Genomic DNA, 22,270 nt, shown 5'->3' on the forward strand with positions numbered 1-22,270 from the left:
GCAAGATTAAGCTATACCTGCTGTTTGCGGCTATCGATAAAGCCTTGTAACACGCCGACAAGTAAACCGCCTAGATGTGCGCCATTTGCGATAGAAAGACCGAACATATCGGTAAAACCAAATACTAGCCATAGCAACATAAAGCCGATGTAGGCGGGGGGAAGTCCTATTCCAGATTCAGGACGTTTAACGCCCATAATCCAGGTGTAGCCGACCACGGCATATACAACCCCAGATAACCCGCCAAAATTAGGGCCCGCCATATAATATTGCAATATGTTAGGTAGAGTGCCGCCAATTAATAAAAGAATAAACAGCGGTTTAAAGCCTATTTTATTTTCGATCTTACCGCCTAAGTACCACCACCATAATAAATTAAAGATGATGTGCATTGCGGAAAAGTGGATAAGACTGGGGGTAAATAGTCGCCAAAATTCACTGAAAGATGCAGGTGAAGTCGCGCCAAAAAATGACAAAGTTTCAAAGATAGGGTTTGCAAAGCCGAGGTTCATTGCGGCATAAATAACAACGCAGGTGAAAAACACGCCTAAAGTGAGTGGTCCCGCTCCCGTCAAAAATTGGCTCAGTAATAGTAATTTGGGATTGCCGTAATCTAAATTTGTATGGGTGTCGCCATAGTCCCATGATGCGGCTAAGTATTTTTCATCATAAGGGTTACTTAGAAAGGCTTGATACTCTTGCTGTACGCGAGCTAGGTGTGGATCATCGTGCAATACCAGCATAACGCCTTGCTCGGCTGGCACTACTGCGCAGTTTATGTTTTGCCCTTTTAGGTAGTCGATGAGTGCTTGCGCTGCTCTGCTATTGGGTAAGCTGCCTATCTCTATCATCGACCTTTCCTCTTATACCAATTCCACTAAATAGTTGATCATTCAGCGGGAATTAAAATTACTTTAGGCAAGCAAGTGGGTTGTAGCTAATAGTTATTCTATATCGAAAATCACATGCGTAGTATAAAGTGATTTTAAACCCGCACAACGTGAGCTTCTCAGGACTTTCACTGTTGCGTTGCATAGCCTTAAAAGGGAATAACCATTTTTTCAACAATGCGCCTAGAATTGAAAGCCCTGAAAGAGCTCTGAATTGAACACATATTTAATGGAACTGGTATTACGCGTTAGCCTGATGCCAAGCACTATAGCCGCCATCCAAGCTATAAACATGATCAAACCCCTGCTCACTTAAATAGGTGGCCGCACTTTGGCTACTAATCCCATGATAACAGACAACGATAACGGGCTGATCCATATCAGCTTCAGCAATAAAGTGACTGAGGTTTTCGTTATTGAGATTAACAGCAGCGTCAATGTGTCCAGCTTCGAAGCTCGCGGCATCTCTTATATCGACAATCTGTAAATCGGCGGCGGCTTCCTGCATATGAATAAGTTGGTTGATACTTAAGTGTTGAAAAGCTGACATAGGAAACCTGTAGTGATAGTGGAATAAAAAGGGGCTGACATTACTGTTAGCCCCATAGGACTAACTAGTCCCAGTTTAAGATGACTTTTCCTGATTGGCCTGAACGCATAGCGTCAAAACCTTGTTGGAAATCATCAATCTTAAAGTGATGAGTAATAATAGGAGATAAATCTAAGCCTGACTGGATTAAGCTTGCCATCTTGTACCAGGTTTCAAACATCTCACGGCCATAAATACCTTTGATGATTAATCCTTTAAAGATCACTTTGCTCCAATCAATCGCCATCTCGCCACCTGGAATACCCAACATGGCGACTTTACCGCCATGGTTCATAGTGTCGAGCATTGAGTGAAATGCAGCGGGTACGCCCGACATTTCAAGACCGACATCGAACCCTTCGGTCATGCCAAGTTCGCTCATAACGTCATCTAAGCTTTCTTTAGCAACGTTGACTGCACGAGTCGCGCCCATTTTTTCGGCGAGCTCGAGGCGATAGTCATTAACGTCGGTGATTACCACGTGGCGCGCACCAACATGGCGACATACTGCGGCAGCCATAATCCCAATAGGACCGGCACCGGTGATTAATACATCTTCACCGACAAGGTCGAATGACAATGCGGTATGAACAGCATTACCAAAGGGGTCAAAGATAGACGCTAAATCGTCAGAGATATCATCAGGGATCTTAAAAGCGTTAAACGCTGGGATCACTAAATATTCAGCAAAAGCCCCTTCTCGGTTTACACCAACGCCTGAAGTGTTACGGCATAAATGGGTGCGACCACCGCGACAATTACGGCAATGACCACAGGTTATATGACCTTCACCCGAGACTCGGTCACCAATAGTAAAACCACGTACTTCTTGGCCCATCTCGACGACTTCACCCACATATTCGTGGCCGACAACCATAGGCACGGGAATGGTGTTCTGTGCCCATTCGTCCCAGTTGTAGATATGAACATCAGTACCGCAAATAGCTGTTTTGCGGATCTTAATCAGTAGATCGTTGTGTCCCATTTCAGGTTTAGGAGCATCAACCATCCAGATGCCTTCTTCAGGCTTTAATTTGCTAAGCGCTTTCATCTTATGACCTATGACAGACCACTCAGTTGCAGTCTGTTAAATTGATTCAACTAGGGTGACAACATCGTGTGACCCTATTTGGTTTAATTCTAGCTGATAATACCCATCTCTTTAGCGATACGGGTGAAGGCTTCGATTGCTTTGTCGATTTGCGCTTTAGTGTGCGCGGCTGACATTTGAGTACGAATACGTGCTTGGCCTTTTGGTACCACAGGGAAAGAGAAGCCAACGACGTAGATTTTTTCTGCGAGTAGACGATTAGCAAAATCACCCGCAATTTTGGCGTCGCCAATCATTACTGGAATAATGGCATGATCGGCGCCCCCAAGCGTAAAGCCTGCTGCTGACATCTTCTCACGGAAATAACGACTGTTTTCCCAAACGGCTTCACGTAAATCTTGACCTGTTTTGAGCATTTCAAGAACATGAATCGATGCGGTAACAATTGAAGGAGCCAACGAGTTAGAGAAGAGGTATGGGCGTGAACGTTGGCGTAACCATTCAACAACCTCTTTCTTAGCAGAAGTGAATCCACCTGAAGCCCCACCAAGTGCTTTACCTAAAGTACCGGTAATAATGTCTACACGGTCCATCACATCGCAAAATTCGTGGGTGCCGCGACCTTCTTGACCAACAAAGCCAACAGCGTGTGAGTCATCAACCATTACCAGCGCATCGTACTTGTCTGCAAGATCGCATACGCCTTTGAGGTTAGCGATGACGCCATCCATTGAAAATACACCGTCAGTCGCAATCAGGATATTACGTGCACCGGCTTCTTTAGCGGCTTTTAGTTGCGTCTCAAGATCGGCCATATCATTGTTGGCATAACGGAAGCGCTTGGCTTTACATAAACGCACACCATCAATGATTGATGCATGGTTAAGTGCATCAGAGACAATCGCGTCTTCTGCACTTAACAGTGTCTCAAACAAACCAGCATTAGCATCAAAGCATGAAGAGTAAAGAATGGTATCTTCCATGCCAAGGAAAGCGCTTAAACTGGCTTCCAGTTGCTTATGGATATCCTGTGTGCCACAGATAAATCGTACTGATGCCATGCCAAAACCGTGGGCATCAAGCCCGCCATGGGCAGCTTTAATCAACTCAGGGTGATTAGCCAAACCTAAGTAGTTATTGGCACAAAAGTTAATGACTTGGTCGCCATTAACCTCAATTGCTGTTTGTTGAGGAGAAACAATTACGCGTTCACTCTTATAAAGGCCTTCTGCTTTTACATCGGTAATTTGTTGATTTATTTGGTCGTAGAATGAGGTCTTTGACACCTAAATTCTCCTTAATTAGTATTGTTTTGATTATTGGAGTGGCGGCATTTTAACCTTAAACAGCCCAGCCCCACAGCCTTTTTTTAGCAGCGCTAGCGAGATAAGTTAGATTAGGGCTACTGTATGTTTCAGATTAGTTAAACTAATTGTTTGTTTTGTATTTTAGTGCTTGAGGTCGCCATATTCATGAATTCGTGTCGTTGGCTGTTTCATAGGGCGCTTAGATTTGCACTTGAACGTGCCGCCGTCCAAAATTTAATGCCAACAGAGGTCATTATGGCTAATGAGAAGCCAATGCCTTGGCTGCTTAATGACAAGGATACGTTAATTCAAAAGTTACTTTTTGCAAAAATGGCATCAAGTAAGATATTGCGATAGCACCTTATTAAACTAAGAGGGTGTACTTGTACTGAGCGCCATTGACCGGTAGTACTCTTCAAGCCTTTCAAATGTGGCGGTAGAATTCGGAGTAGAATAGGCTTTGAATATCATGATCACCCTAAGCAGCCCTTCATATAGTGACTCTTTAGTGATTGAGCCGATACAAGACTGTGTTTGGGTCAGTTTATAGCTTATCCAGAAGCTAACCAGCATTTTAATGGTATCAGCAAGCGGGGCTATATTTTCTTCATTAATCGCTAAAAAACCATCTTGAGTCAGTTTTATAAGGACACTGCTAGAGCGTGCTAAAACGTCTTGTTGCGCCTGTAAATATCGATTTTTTAACGCTTCATCGCGGCTAAGAATGTCTGCAAGGTTGGCATACATAAAGCGGAACTGCCATAAGGTGTAGAACATCGCATCAAAGTAACCGACCAAGAGATCGACATCGACCTCTTTGTCTACGTAGGGCTGAAAGCCTGATTCTAAATGTTGCTCATAGAGACTGAAAATGGAACGGATGATGTCTTCTTTATTACGGAAGTGATAATAGAGGTTACCTGGACTAATATTTAGGTGGGCTGCAATATGATTGGTTGTGATAGCTCTTTCGCCATGCTGATTAAATAACTCCAAGCTGGCTTGTACGATTTTGTCACGGGTTTTCATATTCATCCTAAATGATTAATATCCACGAAATCGCCAAGCTTAGTGAATGTTTTGCTTGGCAATCTAAAATGCGAGAGCAACTCTACATATTCGCGATTATGCATCTACGTTAAGTTATGACTATCATGTTAGCATTGATGTCATTCTTCAAGTAAAAATCACTAAAGTAAAAAAATTCATGAATCGCAGCCTTTATTCCGCTTTGCTCTACCTCATTTTGCCGCTGTTATTGGTCTACCTCGCTGTACGTGCTTTTAAAAGCCCCGATTACCGCAGTCGTTGGAATGAACGATTTGGCTTTAAAGGCTTACAACAAACTGATCTGTTACTACATTGTGTTTCAATGGGAGAGACCATCGCGGCGATCCCGTTGATAAAACAGATCCAAGCGAACTACCCACACTTAACGATTACGGTAACAACAACCAGCCCAACAGGATCTGCTGCAGTGTTACGCGCGTTTAGTGATGAGGTACAGCATTGTTATTTACCCTTTGATTTGGCTTGGTGTAGCAGGCGGTTTGTAACGCAAGTGGCACCGAAAACCTGCATCATTATGGAAACAGAGCTTTGGCCCAACTTAATTCATTATCTAAAGTGTAATAACAGCAAAGTGTTACTGGCCAATGCTCGATTATCGCAAAAATCTGCTGATGCTTATCAAAAACGCCCCCACTTGAACTTGCCAATGCTACAAAGCTTAGATGCAATCGCTGCTCAGTCAGAGCAAGCCGCAGCTCGTTTTATTGAGCTCGGTGTCAACAAAGACAAGGTGACGGTATGTGGCAGTCTGAAATTTGAGTTAGATGTGGCACCCGCACGCATTGAAGCCGCGAAGGCTGTGCGTGAGGGCTGGCAAGCAGAGCATCGGCCTATTTGGGTGGCGGGGTCTGTTCACCCTGGAGAGTTTGAGCTAATGCTACAAGCGCATCAAAGAGTCATGCAGCACTATCCAACAGCATTGATGGTGATGGTGCCGCGGCACCCTGAGCAGTTTGATACCGCCGTTACCGCCGTAAAGCAAGCCAATATGCTGGTGGCTCGACGTAGCCTTAACGATGATGTGACAGCACAAACACAAATTGTCGTTGGCGATACGATGGGGGAACTACTGACGTTGTATGCCGCGGGCGATCAAGCTTTTGTCGGCGGCACTTTAATCGAGGGAGGGGGACATAACCCTTTGGAGCCAGCAGCGGTAGGTTTACCTGTTTTTGTAGGGCCTCACCATTGGGACTTCAAAGAGATCACTCAGCTGTTACAAAATGAAGGTGCATTGCAAATTGTTGATGCAAGTGAGCCATTAGCTCAGATGTTAATTGAATTTTTCGGCAATAAGCAGGCTTATACAATAGCGAGCAATGCTGCTAAGAAAGTGGTCGCAGACAACCGAGGCGCGCTGAAAAAGCAGTTTGCGCTGGTTGAATCACTGATTAATCGTAACGTTTAATGCCAATTGCATTAAGTGTAAGTAAGCGATGTACGGCTCTGCTTACTTACTGGCTAATGCGCTGTGATAAGCTCTATGCAGGTGCTGCCAATCAGCCTCGGTAAAGGCCAGTTGTGGCAATTTGGCCAGCTCTTTTCTAAATGAACGCAGTAAACGGTCTAAATTGGCGCGTTGCCAATTCGCCTTAGGCGTTCTTATTTCACCACGATCAAAATCGATTAAATAGAATTTCTCTGCGGTAATGAGTATATTCTTAGCATTCAAATCGGCGTGGTATACACCGTGATGATGAAAACGAGCAATACATTGCCCTAAAGATTGCCATTGCTCAGCGGTCATAGCTGTCTTACTTAACCTAGCGACTAAATCTTCAGCTCCATCCACTCGCTCAATTATCAAGTCCGCGCGATACCACAGCCCATTACGTTCTACATTAGCAGCGATGGGTTTGGGCACTGGAAACCCTTGTTGGTATAAATTTTCGAGTAAAGTGAGTTCAGCGACTGCACGGGTATTTTTGAGGCTGGTGAAAAAATATTGATCACGACTGACTTTTTCAATAAGTCCACCACGATAATAATGGCGCAGTACCCACTGCTGCTGCGTGGGATCTAGCTTGCTGGCATCGACAAACCAAGTGGTATAACGGCCTTTAGATGATCCAGTTACCGCGGAGTGTCCACGCCAAAAATCCACATCAAACCAAGTGACTTCAATTTCTTGAGGTGTTTGTTCACAATAAGTGATGCTGCCAGTGGCTGTTTTTTTAAACTTCATAGATAGAATTGTACGCTAAAGCGTGGAACCTGCAGCCATTCTACATTAAGATCGGTAGATTACGCCAAACAACCTTCGAGCATTATGAGCCCAAGTAACCACGCCGAACCGCTAGATTTAACCAATGCTCAGTCTTTGTGCTTGCTGCGGCTATCCGCCATTGGCGATGTATGCCATGCCGTGGCGATGGTGCAAGCGATTCAGCGACGTTATCCTGATCTTCAAATTACTTGGATTCTGGGTAAAATTGAATATCAGCTATTAAAACACCTCCCTGGGGTGGAGTTTGTCATTTTTGATAAATCGCAAGGCTGGCGCAGCTACTTTAATTTAAAGCGTGCACTTAAAGGCAAGAAGTTTGATGTGTTGTTGCACATGCAAATAGCCCTTAGGGCGACGATTGCATCTTTGGCTATATCGGCAAAATTACGTATCGGCTTCGATCGATTTAGAGCAAAAGAGGGTCAGTGGTTAGTGACTAATCACCGAATTAAGCCACAATCCACCCCGCACGTACTTGAAGGATTTATGGGATTTGCGAAAGCTGTTGGCGTTACCGATCTTACTCCATGTTGGAATATTCCTGTGTTAGCAGCTGATACTGAGTTTGCCGAGGCGCTTATCCCAAACGCCAGTTCGGTATTGGTTATTTGCGCTGCCGCGAGTAAAGCCGAACGTAACTGGTTACCTGAGCGCTATGCGGCAGTGGCGGATCATGCTGTGGAGAAGGGCTATCGAGTCATCTTATGTGGCGGACCGACACCACTTGAGCGAGTGCTTGCTGATAATATTCAAACTGCGGCTAAATCTGAGCTTGAAAACCAAGTGGGTAAAACCTCACTGTTGCAACTTTTAGCAATATTGAAACAGGCGAGTGTCGTGCTCGCGCCTGATACGGGCCCTGCTCATATGGCGGTAACCCAAGGGACGCCAGTCATTGGGCTGTATGCACATTCAAATCCTGGCCGAACAGGTCCTTATACCTGTTTAGATTCAGTTGTCAGTGTTTATCAGCAGGTTATTGCCGAGCAAAAGCAAGGTGATATTCCGTGGGGGATGAGAGCGAAAGGTGCGCACTTGATGGAATTAATTAGTGTTGACAGCGTTATTTGCGAACTAGATTTGTTGTTGGATAAACAGGACTAGTGGTTTTTTGTTAGTATGATGCGCTAGCATTTTGCTTTTGTCGTCTGATGAGTAAATCAATGACCCTATCTGCTCCAAAGTTTTTGTTTGTCCCTGTGTCTTCAGCTGAAGGCGTTGGGGAGTATATGCGCTCGTTGATTGTCGCCAATGAGGTGAAGCAACGCTGGCCGGAGGCTCATATTCAATTTATTTTGAGTCGCCACGCGCCTTATTCTTCAACGTGCCCATATCCTGTGGCGCTTTTAGACGATACCCCTACAAAAAACATTAAAGCAGTGAATGACTTCATCTCTTACTATATGCCTGACTTTGTTATTTTTGATGCATCGGGTCGTCGCTCACAATTAGCTCATGCCAATAAGTTGGGTTGCAAAGTCATATTTATAAGTCAGCATAAGCGTAAGCGCAGTCGAGGCATGAAAATACTGCGTGCGCGGGTGACGGATAGCCATTGGGTGGTGCAGCCTCAATTTGTTATTGGTGATATTAGTTGGTTAGATCAACTAAAACTAAAATTAATAGCGAAAGCAGAACCTAAAGTCATTGGGCCCATTTTTGTTAACCCTAGTGAACATAGACAAGCAGAATCGTTAGCCCGTTATGGTTTAACTAAAGGGCACTTTATTTTGCTAAACGCAGGCTCTGGTGGACACAAAATTGGCAATGGTTACGCGATCGAAGAGTTTGCGAGAGCGGCCGCGAGTATTTACCAGACCACACAAATCCCTTGTGTGATTGTGTACGGACCGAGTTACCCCCATGACATTCCCTTAGTTGAAGGCGTTATCGCGATTAAAACGCTCAGTCATGAAGCGCTAATTGATCTACTTGATGCAGCAAAAGTGGCCGTGTTAAGTGGCGGTGATACGTTATTACAGGCTATAGCACTAAAGAAAGTGACCTTATCTATCGCAGTCGCTAAAGATCAAAATTATCGCGTTAAAGTCTGTAAAGAGGCTGGTTTTACCATAAGTTCTGAGCTAAATGCACAACTGATGACTGAGCACTTAATAACGTTAATTAAAACAGATAATGAACTCGCACTGCAGTCAGCACTTGCGATGTGTGATTGTGAAAACGGATTAGATATTGGCATGACTATAATAAGCGATTTATTTCATTCTAAATTTGGAGCTTGGCAATGAGAGTTGCAATAGCAATTGACAGTTTGGCTGGTGGCGGCGCAGAAAAAGTGATGTTAACGCTTGCTAACGAATTTACAGCGATGGGGCATGAGCCACATTTCTTAGTTATGACAGATGATGTTGCTTTCGATATACCTGATAGCTTACCAGTGCATGTCTGTTTTGAAAAAAAAGATAAAGACTTTAATCGATTTTGGAATTTGGCACCTGCTGTTGCAAAGCTGACAAATAAAATTAAGCAAATTGAATCGAGTGTCGGAAAGTTTGATCTGTTTTTGTCCAATTTAGATAAAACCAATCGATTAATGACCAAAACCCAGGTGTCGCCGTTGTTTGTCGTGGTACATGCTTCTGTTGAAGAGGAGCTAAGTCGACACGCTAAGTTAGGCCCGTTTGCATTTTTAAAGAAGCTTTGGGCTAAAAAGGCTTTAAATGGCCATCATTTGGTGACGGTATCTCAGGGTATTGCTAATGAAATAAAGCAAACAAAGCGGATCGCACCAGCTTCGATTCAGTGTATCTATAACCCCTTTGGATTTGACGACATCACTGCGCTTTCTCAACAGAAAGCAGAGGGCATTCCTGATAGCGATTACTTGATCCATATTGGACGTTACGTAAAGCAGAAACGCCACGATGTGTTGTTTCAGGCCATCGCACAAATGGAAAGCCAAATACCCGTTGTACTCTTATGTCATAACCCTAAAAAGGCATTAAAAGCCGCCAAGAAGTATGGGGTTGAACAGCGGGTGATTATTCCGGGGTTTCAACCAAATCCCTTTCCGTGGATAGCCAATGCCAAAGCCTTAGTGTTGAGTTCTGATTTTGAAGGGTTACCTACGGTATTAATTGAATCGCTAGCGTGTGGAACGCCAGTGGTCAGTACTAATTGTCCTCATGGTCCGAGTGAGATTTTGACGGGAGAGCTCGCAAGATTCTTAGTCCCGCGTCGTGATCCAAAGGCATTGGCAACTAAGTTGGATGAAGTGTTGGTGTCACCGCCGTCATTGGTAGAAGTTGATATTTTGGCAAAAGTAAGTGCAGCACGTATTGCTCAAGAATATCTGGCCTTGGTTAAATAAACATTGAAACGTTTTCGGGGGGAATTGTTGTGAGTTCAAGCAGCAAGCGTTATCTATTATATATCGCACAAAGTTATTCCTATGCCATCTTAAGGCCGTTGCAGAGCGCAATTAGGGCGAGAGGTGATGAGGTGTGCTGGTTTTTCGAAGGTGATGAAGTGAACCCCTCATTTCTGAAGCCGACCGAAAAGCGATTATCCACGGTTACAGAAGTACAAGCTTGGCAGCCTGATGCGGTTCTGGTTCCAGGCAACGTGGTTCCCAATTTTATCCCTGGCGTGAAAGTGGGCGTTTTTCATGGTTTTAATGCAGGGAAAATGAACCATAAAGGCCGCGAAGACCATTTTGAAATACGCGATTGTTTTGACCTTTACTGCACCCAAGGTCCCGCTACCACCTTGCCATTTATTCGGTTGGCTGAAAGGTTTGCTACGTTTAAAGTGGCTGAAACTGGCTGGCCAACACTAGATCCCATGTTTAAAGGAGATTTGCCACAGCCCTACGCTGTAGAGGGCGATAATCGACCTGTTATCCTCTTTTGTTCGACATTTTCTCGTAGTTTATCCTGCGCACCTGCAGTTTATGAGCAGATTAAGGCGATGTCGACGCAGGGGGATTGGCGCTGGTTGGTGCAATTTCACCCCAAAATGAGCCAAGAGATTGTTGAAAAATACAAAGCACTCGAGAATGAGAATCTGACCTTCGTTGAAACCGATAATGTGTTGCCGTTATTGAAAGCTGCCGATGTGATGCTATGTGATACTTCATCGATATTGATTATGTTTTTATTGCAGGGTAAACCTGTGGTGACCTTTAATAATAAGACTAAACGTTCACATCTAGTGAATGTCGATCATATTGAAGATATTCAGCCTGCATTAGTACGAGTTTTAGCTAAACCTGCGGAGTTGATGGCGAAAATTGAGCAATATTGTGATGATATCCACCCGTACCGTGATGGTTTGTCTAGTGAGCGTGTCTTAACCGCAGTAGATGAATTGATTGCACAAGGTACCGATGACCTTAAACCTAAACCCGCTAATCTGTTGCGTCATTTCAAGATGCGCAAGAAGCTGGGTTACTGGAAGTTATAAACTTATGTCAAAATTTAATATGACAACGATCATCAATGATGATGCAAAAGTACTTGTTTTCGAGAATACTTATTACAGTCTATTTCTGTTTATGCTTTGTGATAGTGATTGGAAAAAAAGGGACTATTTGATTTTTGGCGATAGGATGTCTGTGCATAGCCTACACAGGCTGAAAAAGTATGCCTGTGTACTGGATGAAAGCTTAGAGTATATGCCGAAGCCAATGCCTAGATTAGGGCAGAATCCATTGGTTTATGTACAGAAAAAACTGCAACAGAAAAATCTCTTTAATGCTTATTCTACCTGTATTGGAAACGTTAAAGATATCAATAACTGGCTCGTATCTGTGCCTAGAGTTCAGATAGAGGATGGCACTTCAACTCGCAATGAGTTAACGCTTGGTGCAAGAAATAGAGGTTTCGCAAATGCGTTAGCTAAGCTACTGGTTCTAAAAGAACCCGTTAGAATATCTCGTGTCGAGAAGTTCATTGTTGCGGCAGAAATAGATGCTAAAGAAGAGTATCAATCTAAAATTAGTTCTGTTGATATGTTTAAACTTTGGCTGGAAAAAACGAGTGTGGAAAAGACAGAGATATTAGATGTATTCGGTATCGATGCGACAGCTTTTGACTCTATTAATAGCCAGTTCAACCTGTTATTTACTCAACCTTGGAGTGAAGATTTCGCCTATACAGAGGCCCAAAAAATTCGCGGTTATAAGATGTTGATTGAAGAGCTCGGTATGGATGAGTTGAAATTAGTGATTAAACCCCACCCTCGAGAAACAACGGACTATAACAAGTATTTCCCTGATTCAGTTATATTGAACTCCAGTTTTCCAAGTGAGTTAATTACTATGTTAAACGTTAGAGTTCATCGTGTGGTGTCGTTGAACTCTACCGCTTGTAGCTGTTTCGGAAATTATAGTGACGAAGTCATCTACGCGAGAGCGCCAGCGTACTTTGAATTTCCTAAAAAGCTTGCTGATCGTATCAATAATATGAAATTGTAGCTTGGCAATAGGCAGTGATACTTGTTACTGCCTACCTCTCAACCTCTCACGTTAATTTAACGCCTTAATCACTCTATCGACATCGCTTGGTACATCGACAGCAATACTGGAGCTAGCAACTTCAATCATCTGAACCGAAATATCATTTTCTAAGAAGCGTAGGATCTCAATATCCTCTACTTGCTCAATAGCCGTTTTTTGCTGATGAGATGCAAAAAACTCTAAATGAGCTTTAGAAAAGGCGTAAATACATACCTGCTTAAAGCCAAATGAAAACTCATTAGTCTTACTAACTGGAATAGGTGAACGGCTCATATAGAGTAAGTTCCCTGTTTTACTGGCCACCACCTTTGGTACCGTAAAAGAGCGAAACTCCTCTTCAGCAGTGATAGGGCACATAGCATTTATCACCGTTTCTGGTTGTCGCTGATATTCCTTTATCACACTGAGGATATCGTTAGGCTCGATTAACGGTTCATCACCTTGTACGTTGATAACGAAGTCACAACCTAACTGTTGGTTAGCTTCCGCAAGCCTATCGGTGCCGGTTAGGCAGTTTGATGAAGTCATAATGACCTGAGCGCCAAACTGTTCAGCCGCTGACTGGATTTTATCACTGTCAGTGGCAACATAGACTTTATCTTGGCCAACGGCTGTGCAGCAACGCTCCCAAACACGCTGTATCATCGACTTTCCTAAGATATCGATTAAAGGCTTGCCCGGAAAGCGACTTGATTGGTAGCGAGCGGGAATGACGACTGCATATTTCATATTATGAGGATCCAATTTCTAATTATTGATTTATATTTGTTGGGGCCAACGCTCAATAACTTCAAACTGATGTTCATTAGCTAGTGATTGCATTCGCAGCGGCACGTTCGAAAATGGCACATAGCAGATGAAATCAATATTGTTGGCTTGGCTGGCATCAAAGTCAGACACTGCATCGCCAATCATCAGCGCTTTGCTGTGTGCTTGGCTCTGTAAAATGTCGGCCAGTAGTTGGGCTTTTGGTGTGGGAGACCCAAAAATATCAACAAAATACTTATCGAGACCACGGCTTTTGAATACAGAGCGAAGTTCGCTTTGCTCTGAACCACTGGCGACAAACTTTTGTCCAGGCAGCGCTTGGATTAAGTTTAAGAAGCCGGGAGTGAGCTTTGCTGTTAGATATAGTGCCTTACATTGAGAAGAAAAATCACAGAGTATTTTTTCTTCAATTGTTGATTTTTGATCATCTTTGAGCTCAAGTATGTCATTAACAAAATGAGCTATGTGATGAAACCTAGACTTACCAAAATTATTGGCAAAGTAGGTCACGCACTCAGTAACTAGCTCAGGAGTAAAAGAAAGCGCTTCAAGTGCTTCCTTCATCGCCTGCACTTTAAGTGCGTTTGAATCTAAAATGACCCCGTCACAATCAAAAATATATAGATCGTAATTATAAATTGGGTGCATAAATAGAGCCTTGTTGGATTGGATAGCTTGTTGGCGTCAGTGCTGTAATCTGCAGTGTTGGCGCAAAACCTTTGAATTTCGCCAACAAGTCAATCATCTCTGCTTGACGAATATCCCCGCGCTCATAACCATCAACACCGACAAGCGAAATATGCGTAGCTTGCGCGTGCACTGCTATTGCGAGTGCGTAAGCCGCAGTGAGATCATAAGGTACAGCGCAATAGTTATCAGTAACAATAAACTCATCAGCTTCAATATTTAAGCCATAATCAAAGAATTTATTAGAGACATTGCTAAGCTCGTCATCCGTAAATCGGTGTGCTGGCATGATCAGAGGTTGCTGCAGATTCTTATAAACATCATGTTCAGACAAGAACTTACTGTTATGAGACACACAGTAATAATTAACGAACTTTGATGCCAAGGTGCTTACTGCATTGATCGCAATAACAATAGGTTGACGATCTTGGATATAAGCTTCTATTGCGGGTAAGTAGCGCTTAAGACTTGGGCCATTACTGATAATAAGCACTTCTTTATCTTTGAATTTGCCCAGTAACTTATCGGTACCAGATATCGCTTTGGTGGAAGTGTCGAAAGAAATGGCTGACTCCATCACGTCACCATTGTATGACGTTGTACCTTCAAGTTGGCTTAAGTAGTTTATGGCGCCTACTATTTCTTCGGTGCCGTAATGCTTATTCGAGATGAGGTTTTGGATGTAAGTTGGGTGTACATCATTTTGTGCACCAAGAAAGTACAGTAAACTGCTACCCCAACCATAGTCTTTCTGCATCTGCTCGAAATGGCGAATAACCAGTTCATAAACGGCAGAAGGTTGATATGGCGTTGTATTACTATCTATGACAGCCAGTAAACTTTCTGTTTGCGCATTACCAGCGCCACGGCCCATACCTGTGACAGTGACGTCTAACCAGGTCACGCCTAGGTTTTTTGCGGTGATAGTATTGTCGAGAGCTTTACCCATATTATTGTGGGTATGGATGCCAATATCACCTTGCCATTGAGTGCGAAGGGCTTTGACGATACGAGTGACTTCTTCTGCATCCATATTACCGAGAGAATCTGCAAAATAAAGCGAATCTAGGCCATTCCACTTAGCCGCTATTGCTGCTTTTTCAGCAATTATAGCGTCAGGTTTACCACCTGCTTGCATCAAGTTATAACCCACGATATAGCCTTTGGCTTTGAGGGCGTGAACGATGGCTTCAGAGTTTTCGACTTCATGAAAATGGGCTGCAACACGAACAAGATCGACAGGGCTTTGAATTGCATCAACGAACAATGCATCTACAGCTTGTTCAATCGACATAGGTGCATCAAGAATGGTTTTAGCATCGACCATTACACCGTAGGTTGGACCTGACGGTAAATTAAGGCCTTTAATAAAAGCTTCAGTGGTGTAAGCAAATGGGCCGTCAAAACCTTGCTTAGGAAAATTACGTAGCCCCAACTCCACATAATCAATTTTTGCTACAGCCATTGCTTTTAAATAAGCTGTTACTACCTCTGGAGAGAAATCCCAATTGTTGTAATAGCCGCCATCTCTTAGTGTGCAATCAAGAATATACATGTTTCACCTACGGGTTAAAAGCTGGAGTAATCGAAGAGCTGAGAGTGTATTTCATTATGAAATACGAAAAAGAGATATCTATCAGCGTATCAATGGTTAATTCACAAAACATGCTTAATATTATCGCATAAAAATCATCACGTTTCTTGAGCTTAAACAGTAAGTTATTTGTTGATTAATTGCTGCTTTTACGTTGCTTGATTTTGTTTTTAAAGTAAGTAAAAGGCCACTAGAGTGAAGCTTTGGTAGCCTTGTACACCATTTAGTTATTAGCACAAAGCGCAATATATTGCTTTGCGATATATTGGCTAGCCACAGCATCGAGGATCGGTAGGTTTTCCAGTAATGGTGGCTTCTGCAGGCATGCTAATGCCGATGCTGCTAATAACTCGGGTTGACGTCTAGGGACTAAATATTGTGCCAGTTCTCCAGTTAAAATTTCACTAGGCCCATGGGGGCAGCGAGTGCTCACGACGGGTGTTTGGCAGATAAGTGATTCGATCAACACGGTCGGCAGTCCTTCAAAGTCTGAACTGAGCAACATCAATTCAGCTCGGGCTATCCAAGCATAAGGGTTACTTTGGAATCCTGGTGTAATAATACGATTTTCAACGTCATATTTTTTGGCTAGTTTACGGGCTTTCTCTGGACGGTTGGTTAACAGTACCAATCGAGGAGCTGTTGGCATTAACTTTAATGTTTGGAAGAGAATATCTAGGCGCTTCTGTCGGGTTACTCGGCCGATATGGATCATAAATGGCTCATTCGGTAGCCCATCGACTTCCTTTTTGGCTTTTTCTCTTATCTCATCTATTCGAAATGGATTGTATATTGCCTGCACGCTTTTAGGCTTCAGCCAACGAGTCGCCTTAAGTTCATCAGCGATCCCTTCCGAAACCGTAATAATGCGTTTGCCTATAAGTGCCTTTGCTTTTCGCCAGCGGCGTAAGAAATGGATTGGTCCGCGTTTTAACTCCATGATGAGCTCTTGCTGGAGTGCGCAGTGGCAAAAATAGTAACAAGGATCAAAGTCACAACCATTGACGACGATATCGCAATCGGTGGAGTTACACAAAAAAAGTGAAAACTCCCCCTCGCTGTTTTCAATGTTCTGCACACATTGTATCAGCCTATTTTTTTGAGCTGCTAATGACAGAGACTTCTGTGATTTAAAAACATAGTGAATGGTGACGTTTTTAGGGGGAGTAAAGTCACCTTCTTCATTGAAAATAAAGAGGTGTACATCTTGGCCAGCCTCTTGCAAAACTTCTGCTTGAGTTAGTGCTACTTTTACAGTGCCGTTGGCAAAGAGATTATGGCAGAAGATTGCTACTTTTTTCATTTTAGGGCTCTTAAATGATTCATCATTGACTATTTGGGAGATTATACCTAAACACTTCTATATGTGGCACCATACTCATGAGTATGTTGCTAGAGCTGTGACTTAGTTGATGTGATTTTTCTTCAGTTGCTTTAAGTTAAACTTAAACTTAAACTTTTCAACCGGAAGCTTTATTTGTCTATATAACCAAGTCGTCATATAGACGTTGATGTCAGTTAGATTGAATTTATTACTGCAATATTTTCCATATATAATATACCATTCGCGATGACTCAACTCGTTAGCTCTGTGCTTTAAAATGTTGAGCCTTTCAACAGCTCCCACCTCTGCATCTAATACAAGAATATGGTTGATTAATACTTTTAACCAAAGTTCATGTTCGCTCAGATCGATTTGATAACGGTGTTATATGAGGATACCGTTTTGAAAACCAAGCTGAGGCAAACCTTTGCTCCGCAGATGATTTTGGTAATATTTCATCACTATGTAGAACTTTCCGCTTAGCTAGCTATGCATCATCGATCAAGCCTTGTACTAAAATGATTGAATTCGAACAAAAACTAAGCTCGAAAGATCAACCTGGCCTAATATAAAACGGGCTATAAGCACCTTTTTAAGGCGTCTAGATTACCATGCTACACGGGAAAACTGAATTGGTAAGCCACGCTGCAATAGCAAGATAATAAGCATTCCTTTTTAGCCACAAAAGGATAAATGTTTGGTTCATAAAAACAGATATGTCGATTTTAAGTTATAATCTATCACATGAATTTATACTAAAGTAATACAATGAACCGCACTAAAAAAATCACCAAAAAATTTATGGGTAAGGCTAAAAAAGCCAACGCCAAAATGAATACTAGTAACAAACCAAAATACGTTTCTAAAGCTGAAAGAGATCGTTTGGAAGCATTAGAGGTAGCGGAAAAGGCTCTCTAAGAGATGGCGTAGAGTAATTATTGCTCAAAAATGTGGTTTTATTACATGAATATTCATATTTCGGACTCAGCTAATATTAATTACCCTAATAGATATGGCAGAATGCTCGGCTAATTTTAGCTTAGCAGTGCTAACTGCGAAGCCGATGTAACGGATAGGAGTTTCATGGATATCGTATATTCAATCGGGGAACTAGAATCATTTTTGGTCGCGATAATGGTGCTATTTATCGGGCATAGTGTTAATCGCCATGTGGGTTTCTTTAAAAAGTACAACATTCCAGAACCCATTATCGGTGGGTTAGTGGTTGCGGCCATTACCACCGCCTTACATTTTCAGAATATTACCCTTAAGTTCTCTTTGCCGATGCAGAACACCTTAATGCTAATGTTTTTTAGTACGGTGGGCTTGGCTGCAAGCTATAAGCTGTTAGCTAAAGGAGGCAAGAAGGTGTTTATCTTCCTTGGCATAGCCTCCATCTACATTGTTATTCAAAATGCCGTCGGCGTGAGTCTAGCGACAGCATTAGGCTTAGAACCATTAATGGGCTTGGTTGCAGGCTCTATTACGTTATCAGGCGGTCACGGTACTGGTGCCGCTTGGGCACAAACGTTTTCTGACAATTATGGTATGAGTACGCTAGAGTTTGCGATGGCCGCCGCAACATTTGGTCTAGTCATGGGCGGGATTATTGGTGGCCCTGTTGCACAGAGATTAATTGATAAAAACAAACTGGTATCATCTTATGGCATAGGGGGAAATCATCATAAAGATCACCCCGATCTTGTTACCTATGATCAGCTTGAAGAGGACCGAGTCACCGCCAAAAGCGTCATGGAGACCTTGTTTATTTTGTTACTTTGCGTAGTGGGTGCTAGGTGGATTGAGCACTTGGTATCGGTGTTTGAGATCCGCTGGTTAAAAATGCCTGACTTTGTCTATGCATTGTTTCTTGGTGTGGTGATAACCAATCTTACCGAATTAACTCGCGGGTATAAAACCAATAGTGAATGTGTAGATATATTGGGTACCGTTTCTTTATCACTGTTTCTAGCGATGGCATTAATGAGCTTAAAGCTATGGGAGATTTTTGATCTGGCCATTCCTCTGCTGATTATCTTATTAGTGCAAACAATAGTGCTCGGATTTTTTGCTTATTTTGTCACCTTTAGATTGATGGGCTCGAATTATGATGCTGCCGTTATTGCGGGTGGTCATTGCGGGTTTGGTATGGGGGCAACCCCAACGGCAGTGATGAATATGGGGGCGTTAGTGTCTCGAAATGGCCCCTCTCCACAAGCATTTATGGTAGTGCCGATTGTGGGTGCGTTTTTTATCGATATCGTTAATCTAATTGTGCTGCAGGGCTATATTGGCTTTATCCTGTAATACCAATTCCATTAAATAGTTGGTCATTCAGCGGGAATTTAAATCACTTTAGAGAAGCACGTGGGTTGTAGCTAATAGTTATTCTCGGCTCTAGCATCCTGCTTCGCTCTACCTTCTGCATCCATGCAGGCGTATATCGAAAGCCACATGCGCTGTGTTAAGGGATTTCCTATGCCTTAAACATCAGCCGCACGCAGTGAGCTTCTCAGGAGATTCACTGCTGCGTTGCATGGTCTTAAAAGGGAATAACCATTTCTTCCACAATGCGCCTTGAATTGAAAGCCCTGAGAAAGCTCTGAATTGATCACATCTTTAGTGGAATTGGTATAATTTAACGGATCAATAAAATGGCGGCGAGGGTAATAAATACCCCGCCGCTGGTGCGATCAAACCAATGCAGTTTGTTGCTGGATTTTAGTGTTGGCGCAAGTACATTTGCCATACACGCATAAATCATAACGAAGCTAAAGTCGACTATCGCCCAGGTTAGCGCCAATATAGCTAACTGTGGCCCTTGCGGCAGGGTGATATCGATAAACTGTGGGAATAAAGCAGCAAAAAAGAGTAGATCCTTTGGATTGCTTATCCCGACTAAAAAGGCCTGTTTAAATAGCTGCAGAGGCGCTCCATTTCCTTTTGCTTGCGCTAGCTTGAGGCCTTGCCCATCAGCTTTGGTGAGCAGTAGTTTTATGCCTAGAAAGAGTAAATAAGCGCCACCACACCATTTCAATATCGTGAAGCCATACTCTGTTGCATTTAATAACGCACCTAAACCCGCGGCGGATGCCATCATCAGTATGAGTGCGGAAGTCACGCTACCTAAAGCGGTCGCTAAGCAGCGGCTTTTACCATAATGAATACCGTGCCCCATCGATAACACGGCCATAGTGCCGGGGGAGATAGCAATAAGCAGAATGGCGAAAAGGTACAGCAGCCAAGTATCAAAAATCATAATATTTTATACAATGTCTAGGATCTGGCTGCACTATAGCGGGCAAATTATCTTTAGGCAATGATGCTTAGCGCTGGAAATCAGGGATCACTTTGGGATGACGTCCCTTAATGGAGCGATAGAAAGCGATGATATTATCCATATCTTGTTGGATATCATCGGTGGTGTCTTTGCCTTCAGGAATGACAACGGTCTTACTGCCAAAATCTAACCCCACAGTGACGATGGGGACTTGAGCTTTACTGGCGATATGATAAAACCCCGTTTTCCAACGTGCTACTGGGCTACGTGTACCTTCAGGTGCGAGTGCTAAGCTAAAGTTCGCATTGCTATTAAAGATCTCAACGACGGCATCGACCAAGTTATTATTCTTTCTTCTGTCTACGGGCGTGCCGCCCATTGCGCGGAAGAACCAACCCCAAGGCGGAATAAAAAGCTGATGTTTACCCAAAAAGTTAACCTTGGCTCCCATAGCGCCACGCGCGACTAGGCCAATGACAAAATCCCAATTACTGGTATGCGGACCGACGATAGCGATATATTGATGATCGGTTGGCAATGCACCCGATATTTTCCAGCCGCTGGCTTTGAGTAAGAATTTGAAAAATGATTGAAACATGTAATGAAAACCGCCCTAGCTTTATTCTTAGTATTATTGTTTTCTGTGACTTTTACCAATGAACAGCCATAATGGGTAATAAGATGCCTGAATGGTGTTTGGGTATAGTACACGCAATAGTGTGGAGAGAGTCATGTTTAAAAAAGGGTTCAGCGTTTTACTACTATGTTTAGCATTTAACGCGAATGCGGTACCGACGGATGATATTGCTAATGTTTTGGCTGGACAAGCAGCAGCTTGGAACCAGGGGGACTTAGACGAATACATGCAAGGCTATTGGCATAACGAAAAAATGCGCTTTGTATCTAATGGCAAGTTTCGCTATGGCTGGGAAGAAACCCTTGCTGCATATAAAAAGCATTACCCAGATAAAGCAACCTTGGGTAAGCTGACTTTCACTATCAAAGAAACTAAAATGTTGAGCAATTATGCGGCGATTGTTGTTGGCCGCTGGGCGCTTGAGCGAGCTAAAGATAATCCCAATGGTGTTTTTACCCTGTTAGTAGAGAAGATAGATGATCGCTGGGTGATAACCCATGATCACACTTCTGATTAGTCACTAAGCCTATAGATGGTGGTACACGTCATCACCTAGGGTGTAGAGTGCTTATAAGGTAAAATCATCCCGGCCTAGATCCCTGCCTTTGCCATCATAACGCACTTCAGAAAACTGCACTTTTCCATGCTTGTCTTTCAGAATAATACTGGTTGAACGGGTACCGTACTCTTGGTGGTGAATATAGATCGATGAAAGGTGGCGTTCCCACTCTAAACTTACCCCTGTTTTTGGTAATTCGGCATCTGGAGCCTGTGTCCCGTCCTTCATAATGGCCAACAGCGAATCAATACAGGGGATACTGTTATTGGTTATGTGCGCTTGAATCGCTTGAGTACCGCGTGACATTTTTGGCCATATATCATCAAGTGCGCCGTTACTGATAGAGTGAAATCCAGCCGTAAGTTGCATGAGTTGTTGGCTACGGCTATCAAAACAATATAGCGCCTGTTCATCGCCATATAGCAGGTTAAATGGATTATAGAATGGGCTATAACGTGTTAACCATGGCTCATCTATGCCACCGTCCATTAGCGCATTTAGGACTAATTCCCCGCGGCTTCTCATATCTGACTGAATTAACTCAGGGTCGCGAATATTGGTTAACCCCGCAACCATGCCATGTTGATTAACACCAAGCCAAGTGCCACCCGCCTCTAGATCTTTGCCTGCGAGTAGCTGGTCATGACTGGGCCAGAAATGAGCGGGTTCGGTCGGGCGATGATGAAATTCATCACGATTGGCGCAAATAATCAGTGGGTATTCAGGGTGCGCCTCGAGGGCGACAAATAGAATGCACATAAGCCAGAATAAAATGGAGTGATGAGTACAGACTAATACTCATCCCCA

The 22,270-nt window shown here is 43.2% G+C and carries 22 protein-coding genes; 9 read left to right on the top strand and 13 right to left on the bottom strand.

All coding sequences use genetic code 11. The features are described from left to right. Window positions 1–11 precede the first annotated feature (11 nt). From glpG to CXF83_RS02130, 5 genes are all read right to left on the bottom strand, one after another. On the bottom strand, window positions 12–851 hold the full coding sequence (glpG, locus tag CXF83_RS02105; protein ID WP_101090150.1) for a rhomboid family intramembrane serine protease GlpG: 840 nt from the start codon (window positions 849–851) through the stop codon (window positions 12–14). 280 nt (window positions 852–1,131) lie between these two features. Beyond that, window positions 1,132–1,440, bottom strand: a complete 309-nt coding sequence (gene glpE / locus CXF83_RS02110) for a thiosulfate sulfurtransferase GlpE (RefSeq protein ID WP_101090149.1) — start codon at window positions 1,438–1,440, stop codon at window positions 1,132–1,134. Between the two features lie 64 nt (window positions 1,441–1,504). Continuing rightward, window positions 1,505–2,530, bottom strand: a complete 1,026-nt coding sequence (gene tdh, locus CXF83_RS02115) for an L-threonine 3-dehydrogenase (RefSeq protein ID WP_101090148.1) — start codon at window positions 2,528–2,530, stop codon at window positions 1,505–1,507. 89 nt (window positions 2,531–2,619) lie between these two features. Next, the gene (locus CXF83_RS02120) at window positions 2,620–3,816 is read right to left on the bottom strand and encodes a glycine C-acetyltransferase (RefSeq protein ID WP_101090147.1); all 1,197 of its coding nucleotides are present in this window, start codon (window positions 3,814–3,816) and stop codon (window positions 2,620–2,622) included. Between the two features lie 390 nt (window positions 3,817–4,206). Continuing rightward, a complete protein-coding gene (locus tag CXF83_RS02130; RefSeq protein WP_101090145.1) occupies window positions 4,207–4,866 on the bottom strand; it encodes a TetR/AcrR family transcriptional regulator in 660 nt (219 codons plus the stop codon). Between the two features lie 178 nt (window positions 4,867–5,044). Here CXF83_RS02130 and waaA point away from each other — a divergent pair, with 178 nt between their 5' ends. Next, window positions 5,045–6,316: a lipid IV(A) 3-deoxy-D-manno-octulosonic acid transferase gene (gene waaA, locus CXF83_RS02135; RefSeq protein ID WP_101090144.1), complete on the top strand. Its 1,272-nt coding sequence runs from the start codon at window positions 5,045–5,047 to the stop codon at window positions 6,314–6,316. Window positions 6,317–6,358: 42 nt separating this feature from the next. On the opposite strand, the gene CXF83_RS02140 is transcribed toward waaA, so the two are convergent. After that, window positions 6,359–7,093 (bottom strand): 3-deoxy-D-manno-octulosonic acid kinase, encoded by a 735-nt coding sequence (locus CXF83_RS02140; RefSeq protein ID WP_101090143.1) that lies wholly within the window; start codon window positions 7,091–7,093, stop codon window positions 6,359–6,361. An 84-nt stretch (window positions 7,094–7,177) separates the two neighbouring features. Between CXF83_RS02140 and CXF83_RS02145 the strand changes: the two genes are divergently transcribed. From CXF83_RS02145 to CXF83_RS02165, 5 genes are read left to right on the top strand one after another with little or no spacing between them, the layout of a single operon-like run. Continuing rightward, window positions 7,178–8,239 carry a glycosyltransferase family 9 protein gene (locus tag CXF83_RS02145; RefSeq protein WP_101090142.1) on the top strand — a complete coding sequence of 354 codons (1,062 nt, stop codon included), beginning with the start codon at window positions 7,178–7,180 and terminating at the stop codon, window positions 8,237–8,239. Between the two features lie 59 nt (window positions 8,240–8,298). Beyond that, window positions 8,299–9,384, top strand: a complete 1,086-nt coding sequence (locus tag CXF83_RS02150; RefSeq protein WP_101090141.1) for a hypothetical protein — start codon at window positions 8,299–8,301, stop codon at window positions 9,382–9,384. Further along, window positions 9,381–10,466, top strand: coding sequence for a glycosyltransferase (locus CXF83_RS02155; protein ID WP_101090140.1), 1,086 nt, complete (start codon window positions 9,381–9,383; stop codon window positions 10,464–10,466). Before CXF83_RS02150 ends, CXF83_RS02155 begins: the two co-directional genes overlap by 4 nt. A gap of 29 nt (window positions 10,467–10,495) precedes the next feature. Continuing rightward, complete coding sequence (locus CXF83_RS02160) at window positions 10,496–11,560, top strand: CDP-glycerol glycerophosphotransferase family protein (RefSeq protein ID WP_101090139.1); 1,065 nt, start codon at window positions 10,496–10,498, stop codon at window positions 11,558–11,560. A gap of 4 nt (window positions 11,561–11,564) precedes the next feature. After that, on the top strand, window positions 11,565–12,572 hold the full coding sequence (locus tag CXF83_RS02165) for a glycosyltransferase family 52 (RefSeq protein WP_157822890.1): 1,008 nt from the start codon (window positions 11,565–11,567) through the stop codon (window positions 12,570–12,572). A gap of 51 nt (window positions 12,573–12,623) precedes the next feature. On the opposite strand, the gene kdsB is transcribed toward CXF83_RS02165, so the two are convergent. From kdsB to CXF83_RS02185, 4 genes are all read right to left on the bottom strand, one after another. Further along, window positions 12,624–13,343, bottom strand: a complete 720-nt coding sequence (gene kdsB / locus CXF83_RS02170) for a 3-deoxy-manno-octulosonate cytidylyltransferase (protein ID WP_101090137.1) — start codon at window positions 13,341–13,343, stop codon at window positions 12,624–12,626. 30 nt (window positions 13,344–13,373) lie between these two features. Then, on the bottom strand, window positions 13,374–14,030 hold the full coding sequence (locus tag CXF83_RS02175) for an HAD family hydrolase (RefSeq protein ID WP_101090136.1): 657 nt from the start codon (window positions 14,028–14,030) through the stop codon (window positions 13,374–13,376). Further along, window positions 14,014–15,624: an aldolase catalytic domain-containing protein gene (locus tag CXF83_RS02180; RefSeq protein WP_101090135.1), complete on the bottom strand. Its 1,611-nt coding sequence runs from the start codon at window positions 15,622–15,624 to the stop codon at window positions 14,014–14,016. The genes CXF83_RS02175 and CXF83_RS02180 overlap by 17 nt, the downstream gene beginning before the upstream one ends. A 262-nt stretch (window positions 15,625–15,886) precedes the next feature. Continuing rightward, window positions 15,887–16,966, bottom strand: coding sequence for a glycosyltransferase (locus CXF83_RS02185; RefSeq protein WP_101090134.1), 1,080 nt, complete (start codon window positions 16,964–16,966; stop codon window positions 15,887–15,889). A gap of 789 nt (window positions 16,967–17,755) precedes the next feature. Between CXF83_RS02185 and CXF83_RS02195 the strand changes: the two genes are divergently transcribed. Both CXF83_RS02195 and gltS read left to right on the top strand, forming a co-directional pair. Next, window positions 17,756–17,905, top strand: coding sequence for a DUF2986 domain-containing protein (locus CXF83_RS02195; protein WP_101090132.1), 150 nt, complete (start codon window positions 17,756–17,758; stop codon window positions 17,903–17,905). A gap of 165 nt (window positions 17,906–18,070) precedes the next feature. Next, window positions 18,071–19,294, top strand: coding sequence for a sodium/glutamate symporter (gene gltS, locus CXF83_RS02200; protein ID WP_101090131.1), 1,224 nt, complete (start codon window positions 18,071–18,073; stop codon window positions 19,292–19,294). A gap of 331 nt (window positions 19,295–19,625) precedes the next feature. On the opposite strand, the gene CXF83_RS02205 is transcribed toward gltS, so the two are convergent. Together CXF83_RS02205 and CXF83_RS02210 are read right to left on the bottom strand one after the other, a co-directional pair. After that, window positions 19,626–20,246 (bottom strand): LysE family translocator, encoded by a 621-nt coding sequence (locus CXF83_RS02205; RefSeq protein ID WP_101090130.1) that lies wholly within the window; start codon window positions 20,244–20,246, stop codon window positions 19,626–19,628. 67 nt (window positions 20,247–20,313) lie between these two features. Beyond that, a complete protein-coding gene (locus tag CXF83_RS02210) occupies window positions 20,314–20,865 on the bottom strand; it encodes a lysophospholipid acyltransferase family protein (RefSeq protein WP_101090129.1) in 552 nt (183 codons plus the stop codon). Between the two features lie 133 nt (window positions 20,866–20,998). On the opposite strand from CXF83_RS02210, the gene CXF83_RS02215 reads away from it, so the two are divergent. Next, window positions 20,999–21,421, top strand: a complete 423-nt coding sequence (locus CXF83_RS02215; protein WP_101090128.1) for a YybH family protein — start codon at window positions 20,999–21,001, stop codon at window positions 21,419–21,421. Between the two features lie 51 nt (window positions 21,422–21,472). Here CXF83_RS02215 and CXF83_RS02220 read toward each other — a convergent pair whose 3' ends face one another. Beyond that, window positions 21,473–22,222: an NRDE family protein gene (locus CXF83_RS02220; protein ID WP_101090127.1), complete on the bottom strand. Its 750-nt coding sequence runs from the start codon at window positions 22,220–22,222 to the stop codon at window positions 21,473–21,475. Window positions 22,223–22,270 lie beyond the last annotated feature (48 nt).

The organism is Shewanella sp. Choline-02u-19 (assembly GCF_002836205.1).
GTDB lineage: Bacteria > Pseudomonadota > Gammaproteobacteria > Enterobacterales > Shewanellaceae > Shewanella.